This window comes from Flavicella sp. IMCC45668 (genome assembly GCF_057219105.1).
This window is the reverse complement of the sequence record NZ_CM170114.1, coordinates 1,958,328-1,982,101: the sequence shown is the minus strand read 5'-3', so window position 1 is coordinate 1,982,101 and position 23,774 is coordinate 1,958,328. Positions and strand designations below refer to the sequence as shown.

Below are 23,774 nucleotides of genomic sequence, written 5' to 3'. Positions count from 1 at the left end.
AGTTATATTATGAAAAATAGAATTATAAAAAGCATTATTTTCATCGTAGCAATGAGTTTTATGAGCTCTTGTAGTGATGATTTTATTACAGAGACAAATCCAACAGCAAGTTCAAATATAACTTATTGGAAAGATTTAGGAGCTACAGAAAAAGGATTGTATGCGGCATATCATACGCTACATCATCCGGCAACATTATCGATTATTCCTGAAACCTTACGTTCTGATTTGGGTTGGCCAGGTTTTGGTAGACCTGTTCCACAGGCTATTAGTCCTTTTTACAATCAAACATTTACTAACAGTACTAGAGAAATTATTGATAAATGGGAGGTAACTTACCAAGGGATTTTTAGAACAAATCAAGTAATTGAAGCTTTAAACAATTTGGATGAAAGTTTTCTTCAACAAGAAGAATGGACTTCTCAAATGGCACAGGCAAGATTTTTAAGAGGTATGTATCATTACTTTTTATACTCTACCTACAATAACGGAAGCATTATTATTAAAGATGCAGTGCCAAAAAACACTGATGAACTTTATAAAGGCTTGTCAGAGTCAGCAGAGGTGTTATCGTTTATACGTGAGGATTTGGAGTATGCATATGCAAATTTATATGCTAAAGGAGAATATCCTGGGTCTTATAATTTAGGTAAGGCTACTTCTGGAGCTGCGGCAACACTTTTAGGAAATACTTATTTACAAGAAAAGGATTATACGAAAGCTATGGTGTATTATTCTGATGTTATCAATAATCATGACTACCAATTAGAAGAAGATATTGATTTATTATTTACAACAGCTGGTGAGCATAATTCAGGATCCATTTTAGAGATAACATATAATAATACTCTTAAACCAGAGGCAAATCTATGGAACGGTGAAGCTGTATCGAATATTTTAGCTTTGTTTACAGGTGGAGTTCAAGGGCCATATGGTCCAGCTTGGTTGACTTATGAGTATGCGAACGAAACAATCGATATCAGAAGTGACAGAAACAAATACGAAGATGAAACTGGAACTACACTGTTTAGAAATGTTTCTCTTAGAGCTTCTGCGATGATGGCTGTTGTTCAAGATGAGCAAACATTGTATTATTTAGATGGTACCGTTACTCAAAATATGAGAATCAGTAAAAACGGTTGGGGGTTTGCTTGGTTTAAAAAACATACAAATCATGATATAGTAGCGGATGAAAATGACCTTCCTTATGGTACAAATCAATCCGGGAAAAATGTAGTTGTACATAGGTTAGCTGAGGTTATTATCAACCAAGCTGAATGTTTAGCTGAGACAGGAGATATTCCTGGAGCACTTGAAATGATAAATCGTTTAAGAAAAAGATGGGCATTAGAATTGTTAGGTCCTTCTAACGGTGATACTGAACATTTTTATGATGAACTAACGTATGATAGAGATTCTTTTATGGAGCATTTGATGTATAAAGAAAAACCTTTGGAGTTGTCTATGGAAGGACATGCAATTCGATTCTTGGATTTAAAGAGGTGGGGGGTAGTCGAAGAAAACTTCGCAAAATTAGCTGCTCAATCATTCTATTTACGTCATTATAGTTATACCCCTCCTGGGTCTAACCAATCCACTTGGAGATGGGATTCTGAGGTAGCTACTTCGCCACCATCAAATCCGGCGCATACATTTTCTAGAATTGATTACGAATACGATATTCCAAGTCAAAATTATAACGAAGAGTTACATGGAACTTATCCAATTCCATTAACTGAAATTAATTCAAATCCAAATATCTCAAATTAAAAAGCACTAATTATGAAAAAAATAGGAATATTAAGTTTTCTTGTTGGGTTACTTTTAGTGACTAGTTGTCAAGAAGAATATTTAGATTATAAAGCACCGGATGATTTGTCCGATGTGTCTTGGATCATTGGATTTAGTGATAGCCAAAATCCATACAATATTGCAATTGATACTCATATGTCTTTAGTGGATGTATCGCAAGGTACAATTGAACATGAATGGATTGTTGATGAAACTATGCATTATCTGAATGAGGGATTTACTAGGACTGACTCTTTGCCTTTGTTTATCAAAGAAGGAGTAGGAACTAATTCAACAGATAAAAAGGCGCATGTGCTTTTTACAGAAAAGGGAGAACACGGGATTCGTTTATTAAATAAATTTAAGGATTCAGTTACTTTTAATTCGAGTGAATTGCCATTAGGAGCGACGAAAGTTGGAGATTTTTGGGTAATCGATACTACGTTTACGTTTGATGTTTATGGCCATATTTTACCTGCGTTTTCGGTTTATAAAAGAGATGATTCAGGGAATGAGGAGTTAATATTGGAAGTAACTGAAGAAGATTTGATTTTGGAAAAAGATCAAAGTACATGGCCAGTAGAATCAATAGAATCAGGCGAAACTTTGATTTTTAAAGATAATACTGTTGAGGGTAGACCAACTTCAAGGAGTTGGACAATTAATAGAGGGATACCAGGTAATTCTAATCAAGCTGATATTGAAACTATTTTCTATAACTTAGGACAAGAGCCTGCAGGTAGTATTAGAGTAATCAGAAGTGGAGAAGGTATACCAGCTGGTAATCAAGAAAAGTTGATACCTTTAATGGTGAATGTTTTACCATCTTCTGCACCATTTGTATATGATGGTGTAATGGTTGAAAATGAGGACGAGACAATCAGATTCAGAGTAAATGGTCCGTTGAAGACTGTTGAAAATGAAGAAGCAAACTTTGTTGTAAATGTTCAAAATGGGGTTTTCAATGAAAACATAACTGTTACACAGGCTAAAATTAGTGATGATAATAATGTTTTTGTTGAATTAACATTACAAGATCCTATTTATAACTCTGATATGATTACAGTTGAATATAAAGGTGGTAATATAAAGTCTTTAGATGAAAGAACTTTAGCAGCATTTGATCCTGTGAGTGTAGTTACATACAGACCAAATGTTTTATCATCTTTCTGGGCTGGTTTTGAGACTAGACAAGGTGGTCAATCAAATGGATGGATGGGACCTGCAAGAACTTTCTGGATAGGAGGAGGAGTTAATAATGGCCCTGATGGAGATCCAATGTTCTCACAAAGTGGAGAACAGGCATTTGCAGGTGATAATTCTATGAAGTTTTCAATAGCAGAATTCACAGGAGGTACACCTAATAATTATCAATGCTTCACGTTTGGTTTGGGTATGCATGATAAACTTGATGGAGGAAGATATGTTATGTCTTTTAGAGTATTTGTGCCTGAATCGACTAATATTACAACATTTGAAACAAGGGATATTGCTGGCTTGGCTCAAACGTGGGATATATCTGGTGTTGAAAAAGGAAAATGGGTAAGAATTGAAAAATTGGTTGAGAATGTTCCATCTATACAGGATAGAACAAGAATGACTATTTTTATTGATAGAGGTGCTAATCCAGGAGCTACTGGTAGGCAAACGATGTATTTTGATGAATTTAATTTACAACCAATAGAAGAAAGACCATAATAATTTGGCTTGGTAGAAAGTGTTTTCTGCCAAGCCAATAATAAAACATTTATAAAGATGAAAAATATATTTAAATTTTTAGGGCTTGCAATTTTACTGTTTGTGACTAGCTGTGATAAAAGTGCAGAGTGGAAGCAACCGAACATTGCATTGGTACCAGTGTATTCTGTAAATGCAGTTGATAATTCAAGTTTCTTCGAACGCATTAATGTGTATAAAAAAGGAGATCTGATTATCGAACATATTTCAAGTTCAAAAGTAGAAAAATACGAAGCAACAGATTATTCTGATACATCTACCGATACAGATTATCTTATATCGGTAACTAAAAAAATAGAAGATTCCGAAGGGATGGTGTCTGAAAGTTTGTATGTAATTGCAGCTACAAAATCTACAGGTGTAGGTTCTCTTACAATAGATGGTGGGACTCCAATTTCAGTTGTAATAGCTGAAGAAGAAGTGTATAACTAATTGAAATGATTTGATTGAAAAGGGTGTTGTTTGCAAACAACACCCTTTTTTTGTGTAATAAACTCTCGTTGATTCGAGTTGTTAAAGCATGGATTTATAAATAAAAACAGCTAGGTTTTATCCTTAAAATTGGTAATATCGGTTCTTATTGGGGTAAATTTTGATAAAAGAGAAGGAGCTTCTTTCTTTAATTTTACCACAATATCGGCATATGTGTCAAGATTGTAATATATTAAATAACAAATTGGCTCTTTTGGTAAGAGTTGTTTGAAAAAAAATAAAGGGTATGATTATAGAAAAAATAGAAACTTTTGTTTTAAAAGATAAGCTTTCACAAAGTTTTTTCTTTTCGCAATGGGAATATTCAGAACGATGCATTTGTGTTGTAAAAGTAACTACCTCAGATGGTCAGCATGGTTGGGGAGAAGGATACGGTCCTGCAAATATTTTGGAGTCTGGTATTAAGTTTCTAGAGCCTACGGTAATTGGGGAGAATCCTTTGGAGAATGAAGTTATTTGGAATAAGATGTACCGTAAAACGCTTGATTTTGCAAGAAGGGGTGTGTTAATGGCTTCCATAAGTGCTTTAGATATTGCCATTTGGGATTTGAAAGGGAAGATTTTGAATTTACCAGTTTCTACGTTATTAGGAGGGGCACACAGAGATAAAATTCAACCTTACGCAACAGGGTTTTATTATATGGACCATGAAAATCCTTCTAGAGATTTTGAGAAAGAAGCCAAATTATATTTATCTCAGGGTTTTAAGGCTTTCAAAATGAAAGTTGGTTTAGGGATAGAGAAAGATGTAGAATGTGTAAAGTTATTGCGTGAATTGATAGGTCCGGAATCTAAACTGATGGTCGATTCAAATCATGCTTATACCTTAAGAGAGGCAGCGGAATTGTCCAGAAAAATCGAGAAATATGATATTGGATGGTTTGAAGAACCAATTTCTCCTGAGTTTTATGAGCAATATAATGAGTTAAAAACTAAGACTACAATTCCTATTGCCGGTGGTGAGTGTGAGTATACTAGATTTGGTTTCAATCAATTGATTAAGAATAAATCGGTAGATATTATTCAACCTGATATTTGTGCAAGTGGAGGACTAACAGAGGCCAAAAGAATTGGAGCATTGGCAAGTGCTAATGGAATTGATATTATTCCTCATACATGGGGAACCGCTATTGGTATTCATGTTGCATTGCATTTTATTTCTAATATTGAATCGATACCCGGTAGAATGTATCAACCTAATTTTTTAATGGAGTATGATCAAACTGAAAATGGTTTGAGAGAGAATCTTACGTTTCCATCGATAGAGATGAAAGAGGGTATGATTGAGGTACCGAAAAGACCAGGTTTAGGAATTGATGTGGATGAAGAGGTTCTAGAAAGGTACACATACAAGAAAAATGGAGTAATACTGAGTAGTATTTTATAAAAGTTAAAATGATGAAAACAGAAAAATTCGGATATAAAAAATTGTATATCGACGGTCAATTAGTCGATGCGTCAAGTGGAGAGAAGGATAATGTAATTTGTCCTGCTACGGGTGAGGTTATTGCTGAGGTTGCAAAAGCTGGTAAAGAGGATGCGGAAAAGGCTTTGTTGTCTGCAAAAAAAGGATTTAATTTTTGGAAGAAACTTTCTTTGAAAGAGAGAACTCAGTGGATGTTGAAATTAAGAGATGCTATTTTAGAAAGAGAGCATGAATTAAGAACAGCAATGGTTCATGAAATGGGTAAAACCTATGCTGGTTCTCAGGAAGATATTGATAGACTGACGGAGGCATTAGAATGGTATCCTAATGCTATGCAAAACTTAAGAGAAGAACAAATACCTGATCATGACAATACCCACATTCATAAAATGATTTCTCAGCCTGCTGGTGTTGCTGTTGCTTATTTAGCATGGAATTTTCCATTGTTAAATGTTGGGTATAAAATTGGACCTGCATTGGCATCGGGTTGTTCTTTGATTATTAAGCCTTCAGGCTTATCGCCTCTTTCATCTTATATCATTGGTGAAATTTTACACAGTATTGATTTTCCAGCGGGTGTAGTAAATATTTTAGCAGGACCAAGTAGTGAAGTTGCTACAACGATGACTACAAGTAAAATTCCTGCTGTACTAACTATGATTGGCTCTACGCAAACAGGTCAGAAAGTAATTGCTGATAGTACAACGTCTATTAAGAAATTAGGAATGGAATTAGGAGGGAACGCTCCATTTATCGTTTTTGAAGATGCAGATTTTGAAACTGCATTGAATCTTGCTGTTGGATTGAAATTTGGAAATTCAGGTCAAATTTGTGTAGCTGCTAACCGAATTTTTGTTCATAAAAATATCTATGATAAATTTATCAAAGCATACGCAAAACGTGCATCTGAAGTGAAAGTAGGATTTGGAATCAAAGAGAATGAAGATGTGTTTATGGGACCTTTAGCGGCTCCTGGAGCAAGAGAAAAAATGTTTGATTTGATTGAGGATGCAGTGAATAAGGGTGCCAAATTGGAGTTTGGAGGAGGTATTCCAAAAGGACTTCCTGAAGGAGGAAATTGGATAGAGCCAACAGTTTTATCTGGTGTTAATATGGATATGAAATTGTTTAATGAAGAAACATTTGGTCCTGTAGCTGGGGTGATGCCTTTTGATACAGATGATGAAGTTTTAGAATTAGCAAATGATACAGAGTTTGGTTTAGCGTCTTATATTTTTACAAATAATCATAAGAGAATTGAAAGGTTTTCAGAAGAGTTAGAGTTTGGAGAGGTACAAGTAAATGGTGTTAAATATGCTATCTATTTACCACATGGAGGATTTAAAAATAGCGGAATAGGACATGATTGTTCGCATTTGGCACTAGAAGATTATCTAGTTAAAAAACGTGTTACTACGGCATTATAATTATGAAAGAAAATATATTACAAAAGAAATTAGGTGCTGGAGAAACAGTTTTCGGTCCATTTTGTAAAATGCAAGACCCTGCAATCGTTGAAATTGCTGCTTTGAGTGATTTTGACTTTGTAATCATTGATATGGAACATGGACCTTATGGAATAGAGTCCACACAAAATATGATTCGTGCGGCGGAAGCTAGAGGAATTACCCCTGTGGTACGTGTTACTGAGAATTCGGAAACATTAATCTTACGAACTTTAGATATAGGAGCCAAATGCATTCAAGTACCTCAAATATGTACTAAAGAGGATGCCGATAAATTGGTAAAAGCAACTAAGTTTTATCCAAAAGGAGAAAGAGGAATGTGCCGCTATGTAAGAGCTGCCGAATATACAAATATCAATGGTGCTGATCATTTTGGAAAAGCAAATGATTCCATTACAACAATCATTCATATTGAAGGGATGGAAGGAATTGAAAATTTGACTGAAATTGTACAAGTAGATGGGATTGATGTTATCTTTTTAGGACCCTATGATTTATCACAGTCTTGTGGTGTACCTGGGCAAGTAGATCATCCAAGTGTTGTGAATGCAATGAAAGAAGCTGTTGAAACAGCGAAAAAATTCGGAAAGGCAGTGGGTACATTTACAGAGTCTCCAGAAAAAGCAAAAATGTGGAGCGATATAGGGGTACAATATATATCTTATGCTGTGGATGTAGGATTGGTGATGAATGCTTTTAAGGGTATCACAAGTCAACTTAAATAATAAACATAACTAAATAAACTTAAACAATAATTATGGAATCATCTATGTTTTTACCTTTTTTACTGGTAATAGTAGCAAGTGTGTTTCAAGGTTCTTTTGGACTTGGAATGAAATTTATGAACCCTTTGAAATGGGAAGCTTGGTGGCTTGTTCACTCAGTAGTAGCAATGATTTTGATTCCTACTGCATGGGCTTATTTTGTCACACCAGATTTGTTTAGTGTATTGACAGCTGCTCCATCAAATGTGATTATGACAGCAATGGCATTTGGTGCATTATGGGGAGTTGGTGGAATTTTATTTGGTAAAAGTGTTCCTTATATTGGGATTTCTTTAACTTATGGAATTGTTATGGGAGTTTGTTCTGCTGCAGGTGGATTGATTCCTCTGTTCTCTATGGATAACCCGAGTGCAATGCCAGAATTTCCGTTTATCATTGGAGGTGTAATTATTATGCTTGTGGGTGTTGGGATTACCGCATATGCAGGAGTTTTAAAAGATAAATTACAAGGTGATACAGGAGAAAAAATAAATTTAAAAGTTGGATTAATTATCGCTGTATTGAGTGGTTTCTTATCTGCCTACCTAGCTGTTGGATTTTCTGAAGGGAAGGCAATTGGTGAATTAGCTCGAAATGCTGGGTCTATCGCAAGAAACAGTAGTTTGGCCATATGGGTTGTAGTATTATGGGGTGGTTTTGCGATCAATGCTCTTTATGCTCTTTTTTTATTGTTTAAAAATAACACATGGGATTCCTTTGGAACATCAGACTCAGGTAAGGCATATGGATGGGCTATTGGTGCAGCATTTTTATGGTTTGGAGCTTTAGGTATTTACGGACAAGGTGCTACTCTAATGGGAAAATTAGGTGATGTGATTGCTTGGCCAATAATGTTAGGATTGTCGTTGATAGTTGGTAATGTTTGGTCTTATTTAAACAAAGAATGGGAAGGAGCAAAAAAGCCATTTAATATTATGTTGTTAGGAGTTCTCGTAATAATCATTGCAGTTGTTGTAATGGGGTATTAATAGTCTTTTTATAAAAGTATAAAAGCTGAAGTAATTACTTCAGCTTTTTTTTTGCTGTCAATTGGGTTAAGAAATGTAAATTTTGGAATAAATTAATCTATTTCTATTACTAACTTGCTTATAATTTTGTGAGGGTAATTATAAATTTTCATGATGAAATCTAATAGAAATATAAAAAAGTTAGTACATTTTTTTGTTGCTGTTTGCAGTATGGTGTTGTTCTATACACAAACATGTTATGCATCAAACCCTCCGCAAAGGCCTAATATTGTTTTTATACTTGCAGATGATTTGGGTTATGCAGACGTTGGTTTTAATGGTGCAATAGATGTAGCTACTCCTAACCTAGATAAACTTGTTTCCAATGGAATGATGTTCACTTCTGCGTACGTAGCACATTCTTTTTGCGGACCTAGTAGAGCGGGGTTGTTAACAGGGAGGTATCCACATGGTATTGGGTCGCAATTCAACTTGAAACAAGATTCAAAAAAAGGGATTGATACTAATGAAGTGTTTTTTAGCAAATTGCTTCAAAGTGCTAATTACCATACAGGCTTAATTGGAAAGTGGCATTTGGGTGAGGAAAACAAGTACCATCCGAATGAAAGAGGGTTTGATTATTTTTATGGTTTTTTAGGAGGAGGTCATAATTATTTTACATCAAAATATTTGGATGCTTATGCTAATGGTAATACATGGGATTATAACCGTCCATTGATAGAGAATAAGGAGCTTGCGGATGAACCACGAGATGTTTATCTGACGGATTGGTTCTCTAAAAAAGGAGTTGAATTTATTAAGGACTCAGAGGAGAATGATGATGAACCATTTTTGCTATTTATGTCTTATAATGCGCCACATAGTATTTTAGAAGCAAAGGAAGAGGATAAAAAAATATTGAAGTCAGAGCCGTATTCTTTTACATATAAAAATGATAGGAGACATATTTACGCGGCCATGGTATATGCTTTGGATAGAGGCGTAGGTGAGTTAGTAGAGGCTTTGAAAAAAAATGGAGAATATGAGAATACGTTAATCGTGTTTTTGAGCGATAATGGAGGTAGAACCGATAAAGTAGGGATGGCTACAAACACACCTTTGAGAGGAGGGAAAGGGGATACTTTCGAAGGCGGATTTCGAGTTCCTATGTTTATGCATTGGCCAAGCAAAATTCCGGCTGGTAAAATATATAATTATCCTGTTTCAGCTCTTGATTTTTATCCGATGTTTGCTGGTTTAGCGGGAACCAAAATCCCGAAAAACAAAGTGATTGATGGAATTGATATTTTAGATTATATTGTTGAAAATAAAAATGCAAGAAAAGGGAAATCCATTTTTGCAATGAGACATACAGCAACTAATAATAGAGTTGGAGTTAGAAAAGACCAATGGAAATTATATAGTTCAGGAAATGGCAAATGGAATTTGTACAATATTTCAAAAGATATAAGTGAAACAAAAAATTTAAGTAGCTCTCATAAAAAAGTTGTGGATGAGATGGTAAAAGAAGCTTATGAATGGTCAAAGACTCATATTCAGCCAGAGTTTTTTGATAATGGAAAATTAGAAAAAGCATGGAAGGCCAATTCGATGCCTAATTTTGTTAAAACATTTCCTGGTTTGGCAAATGTTTCGGATGTATGGGAAGATGAAGTAACTTCTGGTTATGTTTTTGAGGATCCAAAAAAGGAAAATGACTTCTTGGCTGGTTTTAATTCAGTTGTTGATTCTGAAGTGTCCGTAAACATATTTAATTCTGCAGGTAAATTAATTTTTGCCGAAGAAAATTTGGTTAGTCATGGAGACCACGAATTTAGATTTAGTTTACATTCTAAATTAAATCAAGGAGATTATTTGGTGCATTTGAAATCGGGTCAAAGTGAATTTACCAAAAGAATAGTGATTGAATAAGAAGAAAAACGATATATAAGTTGAATCAAGATATGGATGTAAGGGATGCTTTACGTCCATGTTTTTTTATGAATACAAAGGTATACTGTTGGGTTTGCATCAATATTTACTCTCCACAACATTTCGTATACCAACAGAAACAAAAAAATAATTAGAATGTCTGTATTTCGTATCAGGCATTATTAAAATGTAATTAAGATGAAAAAAAGTTTATTGATTTTAGGGTTGCTAATGGGAAGTTTTGTGATGAAAGCACAAGATAAACCCAATATCGTTTTGTTGTTTGTGGATGACTATGGTTGGAATGATATAGGCTATAGAAATGATTCTTTTAAAACACCAAATTTAGATCAATTAAAAACGGAAGGATTGGATTTTGAAAGAGCTTATATTCCAACTCCAACATGCAGTCCAAGTAGGTTGTCCTTACTTACGGGAAAAGAGGCTGTTCGTTTACAAATGGTAAGGCATATACATTTAGATCCTAAAAATCCAAATGCAAAATATGGATTATGGCCTAGCGATCCGGTTCAAATGCCTTCTTTAAATTATTTGCCACTTGAAGAGGTAACCTATGCTGAAAGATTAAAAGAATATGGATACTACAATATGTTTGTTGGTAAATGGCATCTAGGCCATGATGGGCGTTATCCAATTGATCAAGGTTTTGACAAAGAATTTGGAGTAACAGATCATGGACATCCGAAAAGTTATTATTTCCCGTTTTTTAAAGGTGGAGACCCAAGAGATTTTATGGCAGCTTATAAAAAGGGGGATTATCTAACGGATGTTTTGACAGATGGAGCAGTTGATTTTATAAAGGGTTATGATAAAAAAGACCCATTTATGTTGTCTTTTTGGTATTATTCTGTACATGGACCATCAGTCGGTAGAAAAGACTTGTTGAAAAAATATAAGGCACGAGGAATCACTGGTAAATACGCAGATCATCATGCCATGGTGGAAGCAATGGATGCTTCTGTTGGACGTGTAAGAAAAGCATTAGAAGAAAAAGGTATTGCAGATAATACAGTAATAATTGTTCTATCAGATCAAGGAGGTGCTTATTCAAATGCTCCATTAAGAGGAGGTAAAAAGGGAGGAGATACTTTAGCAGAAGGAGGAGCTAGAGTTCCATTTATGATTTATTATCCTGGTGTAACGAAACCTAATACGGTGTGCCATACTCCGGTACAATCTATCGATGTATATCCAACTTTAGTAGAGATAGCTTCTGGTAAGAAATGCAAAGACAAACAAATAAACGGGGTTAGTTTGATGCCAATCCTTAAAGGAAAAGATATCAAAAATAGAAATCTATTTGGTTTTAGAAGTTATGAAGATCAATATGCTTCTATTACTAATGGAGATTATAAAATGATTAAATATCATTCAGGGAAATACCAATTGTACAATGTAGTTGAGGATAGATCTGAAGAGAAAGATTTGATAGGAAAAGGATTGAAAATAGAGTCTAAATTAAAAAAGGATTTAGCAAAATGGGAAAAGAAGGCTGTGCCTGCTTTTGGCCCAGAACAATTAAAAGAATAGTAAAATGAAACTAACAAAAGTAGTATTAGCAGTTGCAGTTTTAATGGGGGTGATTTCTTGCGGAAAACAAGAGCCTCAAAAAAATGCTTCAAAAAAGAAATTAAAGAAACCAAATATTATTTTTTTATTGGCTGATGATTTAGGATATGGAGAATTAGGTTCCTATGGTCAGAAAGTGATAAAAACCCCTTTTTTAGATAAAATAGCTTCAGAAGGAATTCGGTTTACTGATTTTTATGCTGGTACTTCTGTTTGTTCTCCATCAAGAGCGGTGTTGATGACTGGGATGCATACAGGGCATGTTGGAATACGAGGAAATAAGGGGCAATATCCTAATAAATACGATCGTATTCCTTTAAAAAAGTCAGAAAAAACACTAGGTGAAATGTTGCAAAGTGCAGGTTATCAAACAGCAATGATTGGTAAGTGGCACCTTGGAATACCAGAGGATACTAGTACATGGGCAAAAGGAAGAGGGTTTGATTATGCCGTACAAGAACAATGGGGAGTGTCTGATAAAGGGATAGAGATTGATGAACGAGTTCATTGGGTAAATAACAATCAAGATTCTATTTTTTATAACTATAACAATTATAAATGTTTGGATGAATTTAGAACTAATTTTGCCCTAGATTATTTGGATACAAAAGCTGATGACAAGCCGTTTTTCTTATATATGTCTTATAGAATTCCACATGCTCATGAATTTTTCTTGAGTAAAAATGATTTATACAACGAATATTTAGAGGAGTGGCCAGAAATAGAAAGAAGGCATGCTGCAAGAATTACGATGTTAGATGATCAGATTAAAAGGATGTTTGATAAATTAAAAGAAAGTGGAGAATTAGAAAATACGTTAATTTTGATTTCTAGTGATAACGGACCTACAAATGAAAACCATCATAGCTATAAGTTTTTTAATAGTTCAGGAAGTCTAAAAGGATATAAACGAGATGTGTATGAAGGTGGTGTGAGAGTTCCTTTTATTGCTTACTGGCCAAGTAAAATAAAACCAGGAGTGAGCAATCATCCTTCAACTTTTTATGATATTATGCCAACTTTAGCTGAAATAGGGGAGGCAGAAATACCTAATAAAACTGATGGGATTTCTATTGCTCCGGAACTGCTAGGAGGTGTGCAAAAAAAGCATGATTTTTTATATTGGGAAATACAAGAAGGAAGATCAGTAAAAGGGTTCAGACAAGCTACAAGATTTGGGAAATGGAAGGCTGTTAGATATGCCGATAATTACCATACTGAACTTTATAATTTGGAAGAAGATTTGTTTGAGAAAGAAGATGTTTCTTCTAAATATCCAAAATTAGTGGCTAAAGCAAACGAAATATTAAAAAGAGAAAGTGTAAAAGATGAGCACTATCCATTTTCTGGTGGAGTTTTTAAATAAGATAAAATGAAAAAAATATTTTTTTTAACCCTAGTTTCTATTGTGTTAAATGGTGTTTATGCACAAAAGCAACCAAATATCATTTGGTTAATGGCTGAGGATATGAGTACAGATTTGGAATGCTACGGAATGCCAAATGTAAAAACACCTTATTTGAATAAAATGGCTAAAGAGGGAGTGTTATTTAACAATGCCTTTGTTACCAATCCTATTTGCTCTCCGAGTAGATCTTCTATGATGGTAGGGACACATCAAGTAAAAACAAATTCGCAACACCACAGAAGTAATAGAAATGAACCTTTAAATAAACAGTTTTTACCTTTTACAAAATTGTTGAGGGATGCTGGGTATACCTGTATTTTAGGACATGAAAAAGTCTATACCTATGGTCAAAAAATTGATGTAAATTTTAAGCACGAGGCTGTTGGTCCTTGGGATGGAAAGGAAAAGTTTGGTTTGTTTGATAAAAAGAATAATTTCTCTAAAGAAGATGAGCCATTCTTTGCGCAAATACAGTTAAAAGTAACGCATAGAGGCCCGTGGTGGACAGAAATTAGAGAGAAATCAAAACACCCGGTAAATGCGAAAACACTTAGTTTACCTCCTTATATGGCGGATCATCCGGCAATTAGATTGGATTGGGCAAAATATCTTGATCAAATTGAGTATATGGATGCCGAAGTTGGGATGATCTTCCAAGAGCTCGAGGATAAAGGTATGGCAGAGAATACGATTGTTATTTTTATTGGTGATAATGGAAGGTGCAATATTCGCGGAAAAGGCTATTTACAAGACCCTGGGTTAAGGATTCCTTTAATTATTTATAACCCAATGGAAACTAATAGAGGTGTGGTAAGTGATAAAGTAGTTGCTTCTACTGATATAACTGCAACGATTGTGGATTATGCAGGTGTCGAAGTGCCTGAATATATGACAGGACAGCCTATTTTTAAACAAGATTTTGATAGAGAATATGTTTATGGAGCTAGAGACTTATGGGATGAGATTTTAGAGGAGTCAAGGTCTATTACTTCTGCTGATTGGGCTTATATAAGAAATGATAAGCCGGAAATTCCCTACGATGCACATCAAGCTTATCTTGAGTTTTACAGACCTGCAGTTCATATCATGAGAGCTATGTATGCGAAGGGTGAGTTGAATGATTATCAAAAACCGTTTTTTGAGCCTCGAAAGCCGTTGGAAGAACTTTATGATATGAAAAATGATCCTTATCAATTAAATAATTTAGCAAACAATCCAGAATACAAAAAAGTATTGAAAAAGTTACGCAAGGAAACCAAACTATTTGATAAAAAAATGAAACCTGTTAGTGATGTATATGATCCCTTTATTATGAAAGGGCCCGCAGTATTAGAATGGTTAGAAAAAGAATTGCCATCTGAGTATGAAAGAATGAAAGCCGGAGAGGAGATTGGTTATAAAAGGATAACAGGCTTGTATAAAAAAGCTCATAAAAATTAAAAAAAAGAAGCATTAGAAATAATGCTTCTTTTTTTATTTACTTGATTTTAAATAGACTTAAGTATTTGTTTACGCAAACACACAATAATTAGACGTATAGGGACATGTTGCCTGTTTTAAAAGTGTTATTTTGATATAGATGGTTTTTTAACAAAGACTAATGAGAGATTAAAATATAAAGCATGAAACAATTCACAACCGTAATTTTAAGTTTATTTCTGATTTCTTTTCTTAATATATCTTGTGAGAAAAGTGAAATAAACAAAATAAAAATCAATTCAAATTGGAAATTCAAACTCTTAAAAGAATCTGAAGTTGCAGATGAAGAATTCTCTAAAAGGGACTTTGATGATTCTAACTGGAAATTGGTGAGTTTACCACATACGGCGCATATAGAACCGTTGGTGGTGAATGACCAATGGCAAGGAATCTGTTGGTATAGAAAAGAATTTAAACCTTCAAAAAGTACAGAGGATAAAAAAATATTTTTAGAATTAGAGGCAGCAATGAACCATTCCCAAATATGGGTAAATGGAGAGCAAGTTGCTGTGCATCAAGGAGGGTATTTACCCGTTGTTGTAGATGTTTCCAAATATATTATAGAAAACCAAAAAAATGTTGTTGCCATTCGTTTAAATAATAGAGATAATGCAATTACAGGACCGAAACCTTTGAAAAAACTGGATTTTAATATGTATGGTGGCTTGTATCGTAATGCGTATTTGAGTTTGAAAGAAAAGGTATACATATCGCATCCAGTGTTAGCAAATAAAGTTGCTGGAGGGGGTATATTTATTACTTTTCCAGTGGTCTCAGAATTGCAATCAACGGTGCAAATAAAAACACATATAATCAACGAAAAAAAAGAAACTCAGAATGTATATCTAATCCAGTCTGTATATTTCAAGGACCAACTCGTTTCACAATCGACTTCACAGGATAAAAAGATAGCTTCTAATGGTGATTTTGAATTTGTGGAAGATATTAAAATTGAAAAACCAAAATTATGGTCTCCTAAAAGTCCAAATTTATATCATTTAAAAACAGAGGTGTTTTCAAATGGCGTTGTTGTAGATTCTAAAACAACACGTTTTGGAATAAGGGAATTTACTTTTGATAAAGAAAATAAACTGTACATCAATGGCAAACGCACCTTCTTGAGAGGGGTAAATCGCCATCAAGAGTATCCTTTTGTGGGCTATGCTCTTTCTGATAATGCGCAGTATAGAGATGCAAAAAAAATTAAGGATGGTGGTTTTAACTATATTCGTTTGTCTCATTATCCTCAATCACCAGCTTTTATGGATGCTTGTGATGAATTAGGGTTAGTGGTAATAGATGCAATTTTAGGTTGGCAATATTATTTGGACAATGATATGTTTAGGAAATATTGCTACAATTCTGCAAGAGATTTAATTAGAAGAGATAGAAATAGACCTTGTGTTTTGGCTTGGGAAGTATCCTTGAATGAAACAAAAATGCCAATTTTCTTTATGGAAGCATTAGATAAAATTGTTCATGAGGAGTATCCAGGTGAAAATGTATACTCTTGTGGTTGGATGAATGATGTGTATGATATTTTCTTGCAAGCACGTCAGCACAGATTATTACATCATTATGATGAAATTCAACCAAAACCATATTCTGTATCAGAATATGGAGATTGGGAATATTATTCTTCTAATGCCGGCTTGAATCAAGACAAACTTTCTAAAACAAAACGTTTGGAAATGAGCAGCAGACAAGTACTCTCTTCTGGGGAGAAAAATTTATTGCAACAAGCCAATAATTTACAAGAATCTCATAATGACAATATGAACACAGCTGCCTATTCTGATAGTTATTGGGTAATGTATGATTACAACAGAGGATATCATGATGAAATTGAATATTCTGGAATTATGGATATTTTTAGATTGCCGAAATTTGGTTATTATTTTTACCAAAGTCAGAGAGATTTTGAATCTGGTGCGGTGTTAAAAATAGCTTCGTATTGGGATGAAAAATCTTCTACTGATGTTCGTGTGTTTAGTAATTGTGATGAAGTTGCATTGTATTTAAATAACGAACTGATTGCTAGACAAGTTCCAGATAAAAATAAAAACACAACGAATTTATCGCACCCTCCATTTACTTTTAAGTTAGAAAAATTTCGAGCTGGTGAATTAAGAGCAGTAGGGTATGTCGCAGGAAAAGAAATTAAATCTAGTATAGTGAATACACCTAAAAAAGCGAGTGCATTGCGCATTCGATTAGATAAAAGTGGCAAGGCACCTCAAGCAAATTCTAATGATGTGTTGTTTTTATATATAGATGTATTAGATGAAAATGGAACTATAGTGAATGATTATTTTTCTGAAATTTCTCTTGAATTAAAAGGTGATGCTGAAATTATGAATGTGAGTGAAATTCAAGTAGAGGGTGGTACGGCTTCTGTTTTATTGAGAATAGGTGCTAAGGCAGGGAAAATTAAAATTGATGCGGCAGTAAATGATTTAAAAGCTACATTTGATTTTAAAAGTTTGAATTAGAAAATAATTATGAGAAAAATAGTTTTTATTCTTTTATTTTTTTTGTCTCTAGGTCTAAAGGCAAGAGATATTATAAATTTTAATGAAGGTTGGAAATTTAGTCTTGGAGATATTAAAGGAGCAGAAAAAGCTTATTTTAAAGATGCCTCTTGGCGAGTGCTAGATTTACCCCATGACTGGAGTATTGAAGGAGAATATGATATCAATAATCCTATGGGCGGGCAGTGCGGTTATTTGCCTGCCGGTTTTGGTTGGTATAGAAAAACCATTAGAGTGCCTAAAGAATGGAAAGGGAAACATGTTGAAATTGCTTTTGACGGTGTTTACATGAATAGTACTGTTTGGGCAAATGGTCAACAGTTAGGCGTACGTCCTTATGGTTGGATTTCATTTTCGTATGATATTAGTGAGATCGCAAAAGATTCTGAAACCATTACCTTTGCAGTTCGTGTAGACAATGATAAGCAACCATCAGCCAGGTGGTATACAGGAAGTGGTATCTATGCAAATACTTGGATTAAAGTGAAAGAATTAATTCACATTCCAACTTCTGGGGTTTTTGTGAAAACAAAAGGAAATTCTATCTCTGTGGAGACTGAGTTATCGAATGTTAGTGATGAAAATCAGAGGCTTAAAATAGTATCATCCGTTTATGATGCAAATGGAAAACGTGTTGTAGAAGAAGATTATAAATTCAGACTCAAAAAACATGCATTAGATACAATTCATCAAGAGCTGATTATTGAGAACCCAAAAAAGTGGTCGGTTGAAATCCCTACTTTATATACACTCGTTAGTGAAGTTTATATTGGAAAAAGCTTAGTGGACAAGGTTGAAACTAAATTTGGTATGCGAGATATTGAATGGAAACCAAAAACAGGAATGTGGATCAATGGTAAAAATGTAAAGCTTCAAGGGGTTTGTAATCATCAAGATGCTGGGGCTTTAGGTGCCGCAGTACCTGATAAAATATTAAAATATAGAATACAGCAATTAAAAAATATGGGCTGTAATGCAATTCGAACAGCACATAATCCTCAAACACCACAATTTTATGATATGTGTGATGAAATGGGAATGCTTGTCATGGATGAGATTTTTGATGGGTGGATGAAAAAGGCGGCCAATGATTATGGTGCTGATGCTTTTCAGGATTGGTGGAAAAGGGATTTGTCAGATTGGATAAAAAGAGATAGAAATCATGCGTCAGTAGTCATTTATAGTGTAGGGAATGAAACACACGGTGAAGTAGGTGCGGATTTAGTTAAAACTTGCCACGAGTTGGACGCTACTAGACCTGTAACATCAGGGCATTCAGGATCAGAATATATGGATGTATTTGGGGTGAACGGAAGTAGTGAGAAAATGGGATGGTTTGATACTTTGGAATCCGATCGAGTTTTTATTGGTACTGAAAATACACATACTTGGCAGGTGCGTGGTTTTTATAGAACAAAAACTTGGTATAGAGATGGATATCCAAATAAACGGCAACAACCATACGAATATCCTGACTTAACAGAAAAAGAGGTTTTTTCTTATGATTGGACAGGGGCATCAGGAAAACAAAATTACAAGCAAATTTTCAATTCGAGTTACGACAATGCTATGGTTCGGTTGACTTCTAGACAAAATATTGAGCAATTAAGAGATATTCCTAATTATGCCGGGTCATTTAGGTGGACTGGGCATGATTATATTGGCGAAGCGACTTATGTGCATGGTGGCTGGCCTTTTAAATCTTTTATGGGGGGGGCAATAGATATGGCAAATTTTGAAAAAGATTTGTATTACCTATACCAAAGTCAATGGACCAAAACTCCTATGTTACATGTATTTCCTCATTGGACACATCCAACCATGAAACTGGGTACGGAAATTCCAATTTGGGCTTATACGAATTATGAAGAGCTAGAGTTGTTTTTAAATGATGTTTCTCTTGGTAGAAAAAAGCCAGGCAGTAAATGGAGTGAAATGGCTTGTCAATGGTTGGTTCCTTGGCAACCGGGTGAATTAAGAATAGTTGCCTATGAGGATGGGATAAATGTAAAAGAAAAGCGAATAAAAACAGCAAGTCATCCTTCAAAGATAGCCTTATCAATTGATGGAGAATCGCTTTCTAATGAAAAAAACGATGTAGTTCAAGTTAGAGTAACTACAACTGATGCAAATGGTAATTTTTATCCGTATGGAGAAAATAGAACCGCTTTTTCCGTGATTGGAAATGGGAAGATTCGCGCTCTAGATAATGGAAGTCCAATTGATGTAGAAAAGCATTATGAGGCAAAAGATAGGATTGCATTTTTTGGATTGACAAGAGCTTATGTGGAGTCTACCTCAAATATTGGTGGAATCACCTTATTAGCCAGTTCCATTTTAGGGGAAAAGAGACTGGTAAGTTCAAGTATGGTAAGTATTGATGTGCAAACTATTGGCTTACGTGGAGTGAAGGCAGAAGGAAAGTTAAAGGTGTATTATACAATAGATGGGTCAAGGCCAAATATGAAGTCTTTAGAGTATAACAAACCATTCCGAGTAGAAGTTGGAACTGTTGTTAAAGCAATTGTTGTATATGGAAGTACAGTTCAGTATTTAGAAGAAAGTTTTGGGAAAGAAGAAGGTTTTGTTTGGGATGCAAAGGCTTTAGCTGCGGTTCCTGGTGGAGATCAGGCTGAAGATGCGGCTTATAACGATGCTATTGTATCTTCTAAAGGAAAAGGATTTACAGGTAAGGGATATGTCGATTTTGGTAGAAATAGTGGTGGGTATATTGAATGGTATCAAGAAAATGATGGTAGTGAAGGAGAGTTTGAATTAGAAATTAGATATAGCGCCTTAAATAAAATAAGGAATGAATATAAAGTTTTACTAAGTATCAATGATCAAAGTAAGGAAATCAAGCTTCCCGCTACTGCAAAGTATAGAACTGAATGGGGTGTATTTAAGGTAAAGGTAAATTTAGGCAAAGGAGCAAATACCATTAGGATTACTGCTTTAGAGGATGATGGATTGTCTATTGATGCTTTGAAAGTAAATTGATATACTTGTACCTCGAAAAAGAAAAATAATTATTATGATTACATTATTTGTATGTATTGGTATCCTTATAGCAGGATATTTTGTTTATGGAAGATTCGTTGAGAAAACTTTTGGAGCAGATGGAGAAAGAGTAACACCTGCCATAAGTAAACAAGATGGAGTGGATTTTATCCCAATGAAACTGAGTAAGATATTTCTTATTCAATTTTTAAATATTGCTGGACTAGGACCCATTTTCGGAGCTATTGCAGGAGCGTTATGGGGGCCAGCGGCTTTCCTTTGGATTGTGTTTGGCTCTATTTTTGCGGGATCTGTACATGATTATTTCTCGGGAATGTTGTCAATGAGACATGGTGGACAAAGTATTCCGGAAATTGTGGGAAGGTATTTAGGTCAAGGAGTAAGGCATTTTATGCGTTATTTTTCGGTAGGACTGTTGATAATTGTAGGTGTCGTTTTTGTAAAAGGTCCTGCTTCCATACTTCAAGAACTGACGGGGTTTAACGTTACTATTTTAATATCAGGAATTTTTCTTTATTATATTTTAGCAACACTTATCCCTATTGATAAATTGATAGGGAAGATATATCCTATTTTTGGAATGTGTCTATTAGTAATGGCGGTCGGTTTGTTTTTTACTTTGATTTTTGGAGATTATACAGTTCCTGAATTGACATTAAATGCATTTACTAATATTCATGAAAATCCGGAGAAATATCCATTGTTTCCAATGCTTTTTGTTACTATTGCTTGTGGAGCTATTTCTGGTTTTCACTCTACTCAATCTCCTTTAATGGCGAGATGTATTTCTAATGAATTAGATGGGAAAAAAGTTTTTATGGGGGCAATGATTACAGAGGGTATTGTGGCTTTGATATGGGCTGCAGTTGCAATGGCTTTTTTTGGAGGAATAGAGCAATTGGCAGAAACGATGGCAGTGGAAGGACATAATGCAGCATGGGTTGTAAATATTATTTGTAATACGATGTTGGGGAAAATTGGTGGTATTTTGGCAATCTTTGGAGTTGTAGCTGCGCCAATTACTTCAGGGGATACAGCTTTTAGAAGTGCCAGGATAACGATTGCGGATTCTTTTAATATTGATCAAGGAAAATTAATTAAGAGATTATACGTTACCATTCCAATGTTTGTGATCGCTTTTGTATTGACAAAGGTGAATTTTGCAATTATTTGGCGATACTTCGGTTGGTCTAATCAGGTATTAGCTACTATCGTATTGTGGGCAGCAACGGTATACATGAAAGATAGAGGAAGTAAATTTATTTTTGTTTTAGTACCTGCTGCTTTTATGACTACCGTTATCATTTCTTATATTCTTGTAGCGCCAGAAGGTTTTGGACTGTCTTATGGTGTATCTGTGGGTGTTGGAATATTGGTTGCTCTTGGCTTGTCGATGTGGACAATTCTATCCAAGAAAGATCAAAATAGACATAAAAAGGCAGCTTGATTTGCATTTATGAAATTTTTAAATGGTTTTGGTTTTTACTGAAACCATTTTTTTTGTCTTCTAAATAAGAGTTTACGTTTAAGTACATACTTTAGACGTATGAGGACACGTTTCCTTTTGTTTGTGATTATTTTTACGGGAAATAGACTTAAACTAAAGAATAATGAAAAGAATAATTGTTTGTGTTATAATCATGTTTTGTGTTTTAAATATGCAAGCTCAAAAGTTAATGAACAAGCCAAATATTGTTGTGTTGATGGCAGATGATATAGGATTAGGAGATATTAGTTTTTATCATAAACAAAGGTCAAAAACTGCTCCAGCTGTTATGACACCAAATATTGATAAACTTATTTCTGAGGGAATGCGCTTTAGCGATGCCCATTCACCTGCCTCACTTTGTGCACCCACTAGGTTCTCTATGATGACAGGGAATTATTCTTACAGGAATCAAAAACCTTATGGGGTTTGGACGGCAAATGCAGATGCTCTCATTGATGTCAACAATTTTACTACCGGGGCCAGGATAGCCAAAGCAGGTGGTTATAATACGGCCTTTTTTGGGAAATGGGGATTTGGTGGATCATGGGAAAAAGGAAAAAAAGTAGATTATAGAAAGGAAACTGGTGGCGCATTGAGTTATGGGTTTGATTATGCGGTAGAATTACCTGAAGGGATTCAAAATAAGCCTTTTGCTTTTTATGAAAACCGCGAATGGATGAAAATAAAACCAAATTCAGTTTTAAAGGAAGTTAATTCGATTCAAAATGGTTATAAATTTTCAAAAAAACATAATGATAGGTCTGGAATAGGGGATTCCAATTGGGACCCTACAGAAGTTGGTGGGATTTTGGTGAGTAAAACAGTGGATTATATCAATAAACAAAAAGAATCAAAACAGCCATTTTTTTTGTATTACTGTAGTCAAGCTGTACATATTCCGCACACTCCTCCTTCGATGTTAAATGGTCAAAAAGTGGCAGGAACCACACCTGGAGTTCATGGAGATATGATTTACGAATTGGATGTCCAAGTTGGAATGATGATCGAAGCTTTGAAAAAAACTGGAGCTTATGAAAATACGCTTTTCGTTTTTACTTCAGATAATGGAGGTTTGTCTTTTGATAAAAACATGAAAAAAGCGGGACATGATACTAGTAATGGATTAAATGGTAGCAAAGGGTCTATTTATGAGGGAGGTCATAGAGTTCCTTTTATAGCTGTTTGGCCTGGGGTTATCAAACCTAATTCTGTATCAAAAGAGCCTGTCGTTGGGCAAGATATGGTGGCTACTATTGCTGCATTGTCTGCTCAGAAACTGGATAAAACAAAAGTATTTGATTCAGCGAATCTACTGCCTTACTTTAAAGGGGAATCTCCTAAAAACCCTGCTCATATTTATTTGATGCATCAGTCCAAAGGAGGTCCAAGTTACGCGATAAGAGATGGGAAGTGGAAACTTATATTGAAGGGGGATAAACCAGGGATTTTAGAAAATTTAGTTCCTGTTGAGTTATATGATTTGGAAACTAATTTATTTGAAGATTCTTCAAGTAATTTAATTGAAGATCCAAAACAGAAAAACAGAATAGAAAAAATGATGAAAAGCTATATTGAGGTGAGAACCTCTAAGATAGCAACAGTTAATTAATAGCTATCAAAGGAATAAATTAGACTAGATGAAAGATAAGAATATTCAGTAATTTACTGTTTGAAAAGGGA

General features: G+C 34.6%; 15 protein-coding genes. All 15 read left to right on the top strand.

Going from position 1 to position 23,774, the window contains the following annotated elements; all coding sequences use genetic code 11:
• Positions 1-9 precede the first annotated feature (9 nt).
• Entirely contained in the window at positions 10-1,770 is a 1,761-nt protein-coding gene (locus tag AC2DZ0_RS08270; RefSeq protein ID WP_484641206.1) for a RagB/SusD family nutrient uptake outer membrane protein, read from the top strand.
• A gap of 12 nt (positions 1,771-1,782) precedes the next feature.
• The gene (locus AC2DZ0_RS08265) at positions 1,783-3,489 is read left to right on the top strand and encodes a SwmB domain-containing protein (RefSeq protein ID WP_484641205.1); all 1,707 of its coding nucleotides are present in this window, start codon (positions 1,783-1,785) and stop codon (positions 3,487-3,489) included.
• A 57-nt stretch (positions 3,490-3,546) separates the two neighbouring features.
• Positions 3,547-3,960, top strand: a complete 414-nt coding sequence (locus AC2DZ0_RS08260) for a hypothetical protein (RefSeq protein ID WP_484489610.1) — start codon at positions 3,547-3,549, stop codon at positions 3,958-3,960.
• Positions 3,961-4,246: 286 nt separating this feature from the next.
• Positions 4,247-5,407: a mandelate racemase/muconate lactonizing enzyme family protein gene (locus AC2DZ0_RS08255; RefSeq protein WP_484641204.1), complete on the top strand. Its 1,161-nt coding sequence runs from the start codon at positions 4,247-4,249 to the stop codon at positions 5,405-5,407.
• A gap of 11 nt (positions 5,408-5,418) precedes the next feature.
• Positions 5,419-6,873, top strand: a complete 1,455-nt coding sequence (locus AC2DZ0_RS08250) for an NAD-dependent succinate-semialdehyde dehydrogenase (protein ID WP_484641203.1) — start codon at positions 5,419-5,421, stop codon at positions 6,871-6,873.
• A gap of 2 nt (positions 6,874-6,875) precedes the next feature.
• Positions 6,876-7,637, top strand: a complete 762-nt coding sequence (locus tag AC2DZ0_RS08245) for an HpcH/HpaI aldolase family protein (protein WP_484489607.1) — start codon at positions 6,876-6,878, stop codon at positions 7,635-7,637.
• A 32-nt stretch (positions 7,638-7,669) separates the two neighbouring features.
• Positions 7,670-8,665, top strand: coding sequence for an L-rhamnose/proton symporter RhaT (locus tag AC2DZ0_RS08240; RefSeq protein WP_484641202.1), 996 nt, complete (start codon positions 7,670-7,672; stop codon positions 8,663-8,665).
• A gap of 153 nt (positions 8,666-8,818) precedes the next feature.
• Complete coding sequence (locus AC2DZ0_RS08235; RefSeq protein WP_484641201.1) at positions 8,819-10,576, top strand: sulfatase-like hydrolase/transferase; 1,758 nt, start codon at positions 8,819-8,821, stop codon at positions 10,574-10,576.
• A gap of 198 nt (positions 10,577-10,774) precedes the next feature.
• Complete coding sequence (locus tag AC2DZ0_RS08230) at positions 10,775-12,127, top strand: sulfatase (RefSeq protein WP_484641200.1); 1,353 nt, start codon at positions 10,775-10,777, stop codon at positions 12,125-12,127.
• A 4-nt stretch (positions 12,128-12,131) separates the two neighbouring features.
• Positions 12,132-13,532, top strand: a complete 1,401-nt coding sequence (locus tag AC2DZ0_RS08225; RefSeq protein WP_484641199.1) for an arylsulfatase — start codon at positions 12,132-12,134, stop codon at positions 13,530-13,532.
• Between the two features lie 6 nt (positions 13,533-13,538).
• Entirely contained in the window at positions 13,539-15,014 is a 1,476-nt protein-coding gene (locus tag AC2DZ0_RS08220; RefSeq protein ID WP_484641198.1) for a sulfatase family protein, read from the top strand.
• A 182-nt stretch (positions 15,015-15,196) separates the two neighbouring features.
• Positions 15,197-17,545 carry a glycoside hydrolase family 2 protein gene (locus AC2DZ0_RS08215; protein ID WP_484641197.1) on the top strand — a complete coding sequence of 783 codons (2,349 nt, stop codon included), beginning with the start codon at positions 15,197-15,199 and terminating at the stop codon, positions 17,543-17,545.
• Positions 17,546-17,554: 9 nt separating this feature from the next.
• Positions 17,555-20,584: a glycoside hydrolase family 2 TIM barrel-domain containing protein gene (locus AC2DZ0_RS08210; RefSeq protein WP_484641195.1), complete on the top strand. Its 3,030-nt coding sequence runs from the start codon at positions 17,555-17,557 to the stop codon at positions 20,582-20,584.
• 34 nt (positions 20,585-20,618) lie between these two features.
• Complete coding sequence (locus AC2DZ0_RS08205) at positions 20,619-22,052, top strand: carbon starvation CstA family protein (RefSeq protein WP_484641194.1); 1,434 nt, start codon at positions 20,619-20,621, stop codon at positions 22,050-22,052.
• Between the two features lie 163 nt (positions 22,053-22,215).
• On the top strand, positions 22,216-23,703 hold the full coding sequence (locus AC2DZ0_RS08200) for a sulfatase family protein (protein ID WP_484641193.1): 1,488 nt from the start codon (positions 22,216-22,218) through the stop codon (positions 23,701-23,703).
• Positions 23,704-23,774: the final 71 nt, after the last annotated feature.

Coding starts and splice junctions, on each gene's coding strand:
- AC2DZ0_RS08205 (WP_484641194.1), top strand. CDS start 20,619: ATGATTACATTATTTGTATGTATTGGTATCCTTATAGCAGGATATTTT.
- AC2DZ0_RS08220 (WP_484641198.1), top strand. CDS start 13,539: ATGAAAAAAATATTTTTTTTAACCCTAGTTTCTATTGTGTTAAATGGT.
- AC2DZ0_RS08225 (WP_484641199.1), top strand. CDS start 12,132: ATGAAACTAACAAAAGTAGTATTAGCAGTTGCAGTTTTAATGGGGGTG.
- AC2DZ0_RS08260 (WP_484489610.1), top strand. CDS start 3,547: ATGAAAAATATATTTAAATTTTTAGGGCTTGCAATTTTACTGTTTGTG.
- AC2DZ0_RS08200 (WP_484641193.1), top strand. CDS start 22,216: ATGAAAAGAATAATTGTTTGTGTTATAATCATGTTTTGTGTTTTAAAT.
- AC2DZ0_RS08235 (WP_484641201.1), top strand. CDS start 8,819: ATGAAATCTAATAGAAATATAAAAAAGTTAGTACATTTTTTTGTTGCT.
- AC2DZ0_RS08240 (WP_484641202.1), top strand. CDS start 7,670: ATGGAATCATCTATGTTTTTACCTTTTTTACTGGTAATAGTAGCAAGT.
- AC2DZ0_RS08255 (WP_484641204.1), top strand. CDS start 4,247: ATGATTATAGAAAAAATAGAAACTTTTGTTTTAAAAGATAAGCTTTCA.
- AC2DZ0_RS08265 (WP_484641205.1), top strand. CDS start 1,783: ATGAAAAAAATAGGAATATTAAGTTTTCTTGTTGGGTTACTTTTAGTG.
- AC2DZ0_RS08270 (WP_484641206.1), top strand. CDS start 10: ATGAAAAATAGAATTATAAAAAGCATTATTTTCATCGTAGCAATGAGT.
- AC2DZ0_RS08250 (WP_484641203.1), top strand. CDS start 5,419: ATGAAAACAGAAAAATTCGGATATAAAAAATTGTATATCGACGGTCAA.
- AC2DZ0_RS08215 (WP_484641197.1), top strand. CDS start 15,197: ATGAAACAATTCACAACCGTAATTTTAAGTTTATTTCTGATTTCTTTT.
- AC2DZ0_RS08210 (WP_484641195.1), top strand. CDS start 17,555: ATGAGAAAAATAGTTTTTATTCTTTTATTTTTTTTGTCTCTAGGTCTA.
- AC2DZ0_RS08230 (WP_484641200.1), top strand. CDS start 10,775: ATGAAAAAAAGTTTATTGATTTTAGGGTTGCTAATGGGAAGTTTTGTG.
- AC2DZ0_RS08245 (WP_484489607.1), top strand. CDS start 6,876: ATGAAAGAAAATATATTACAAAAGAAATTAGGTGCTGGAGAAACAGTT.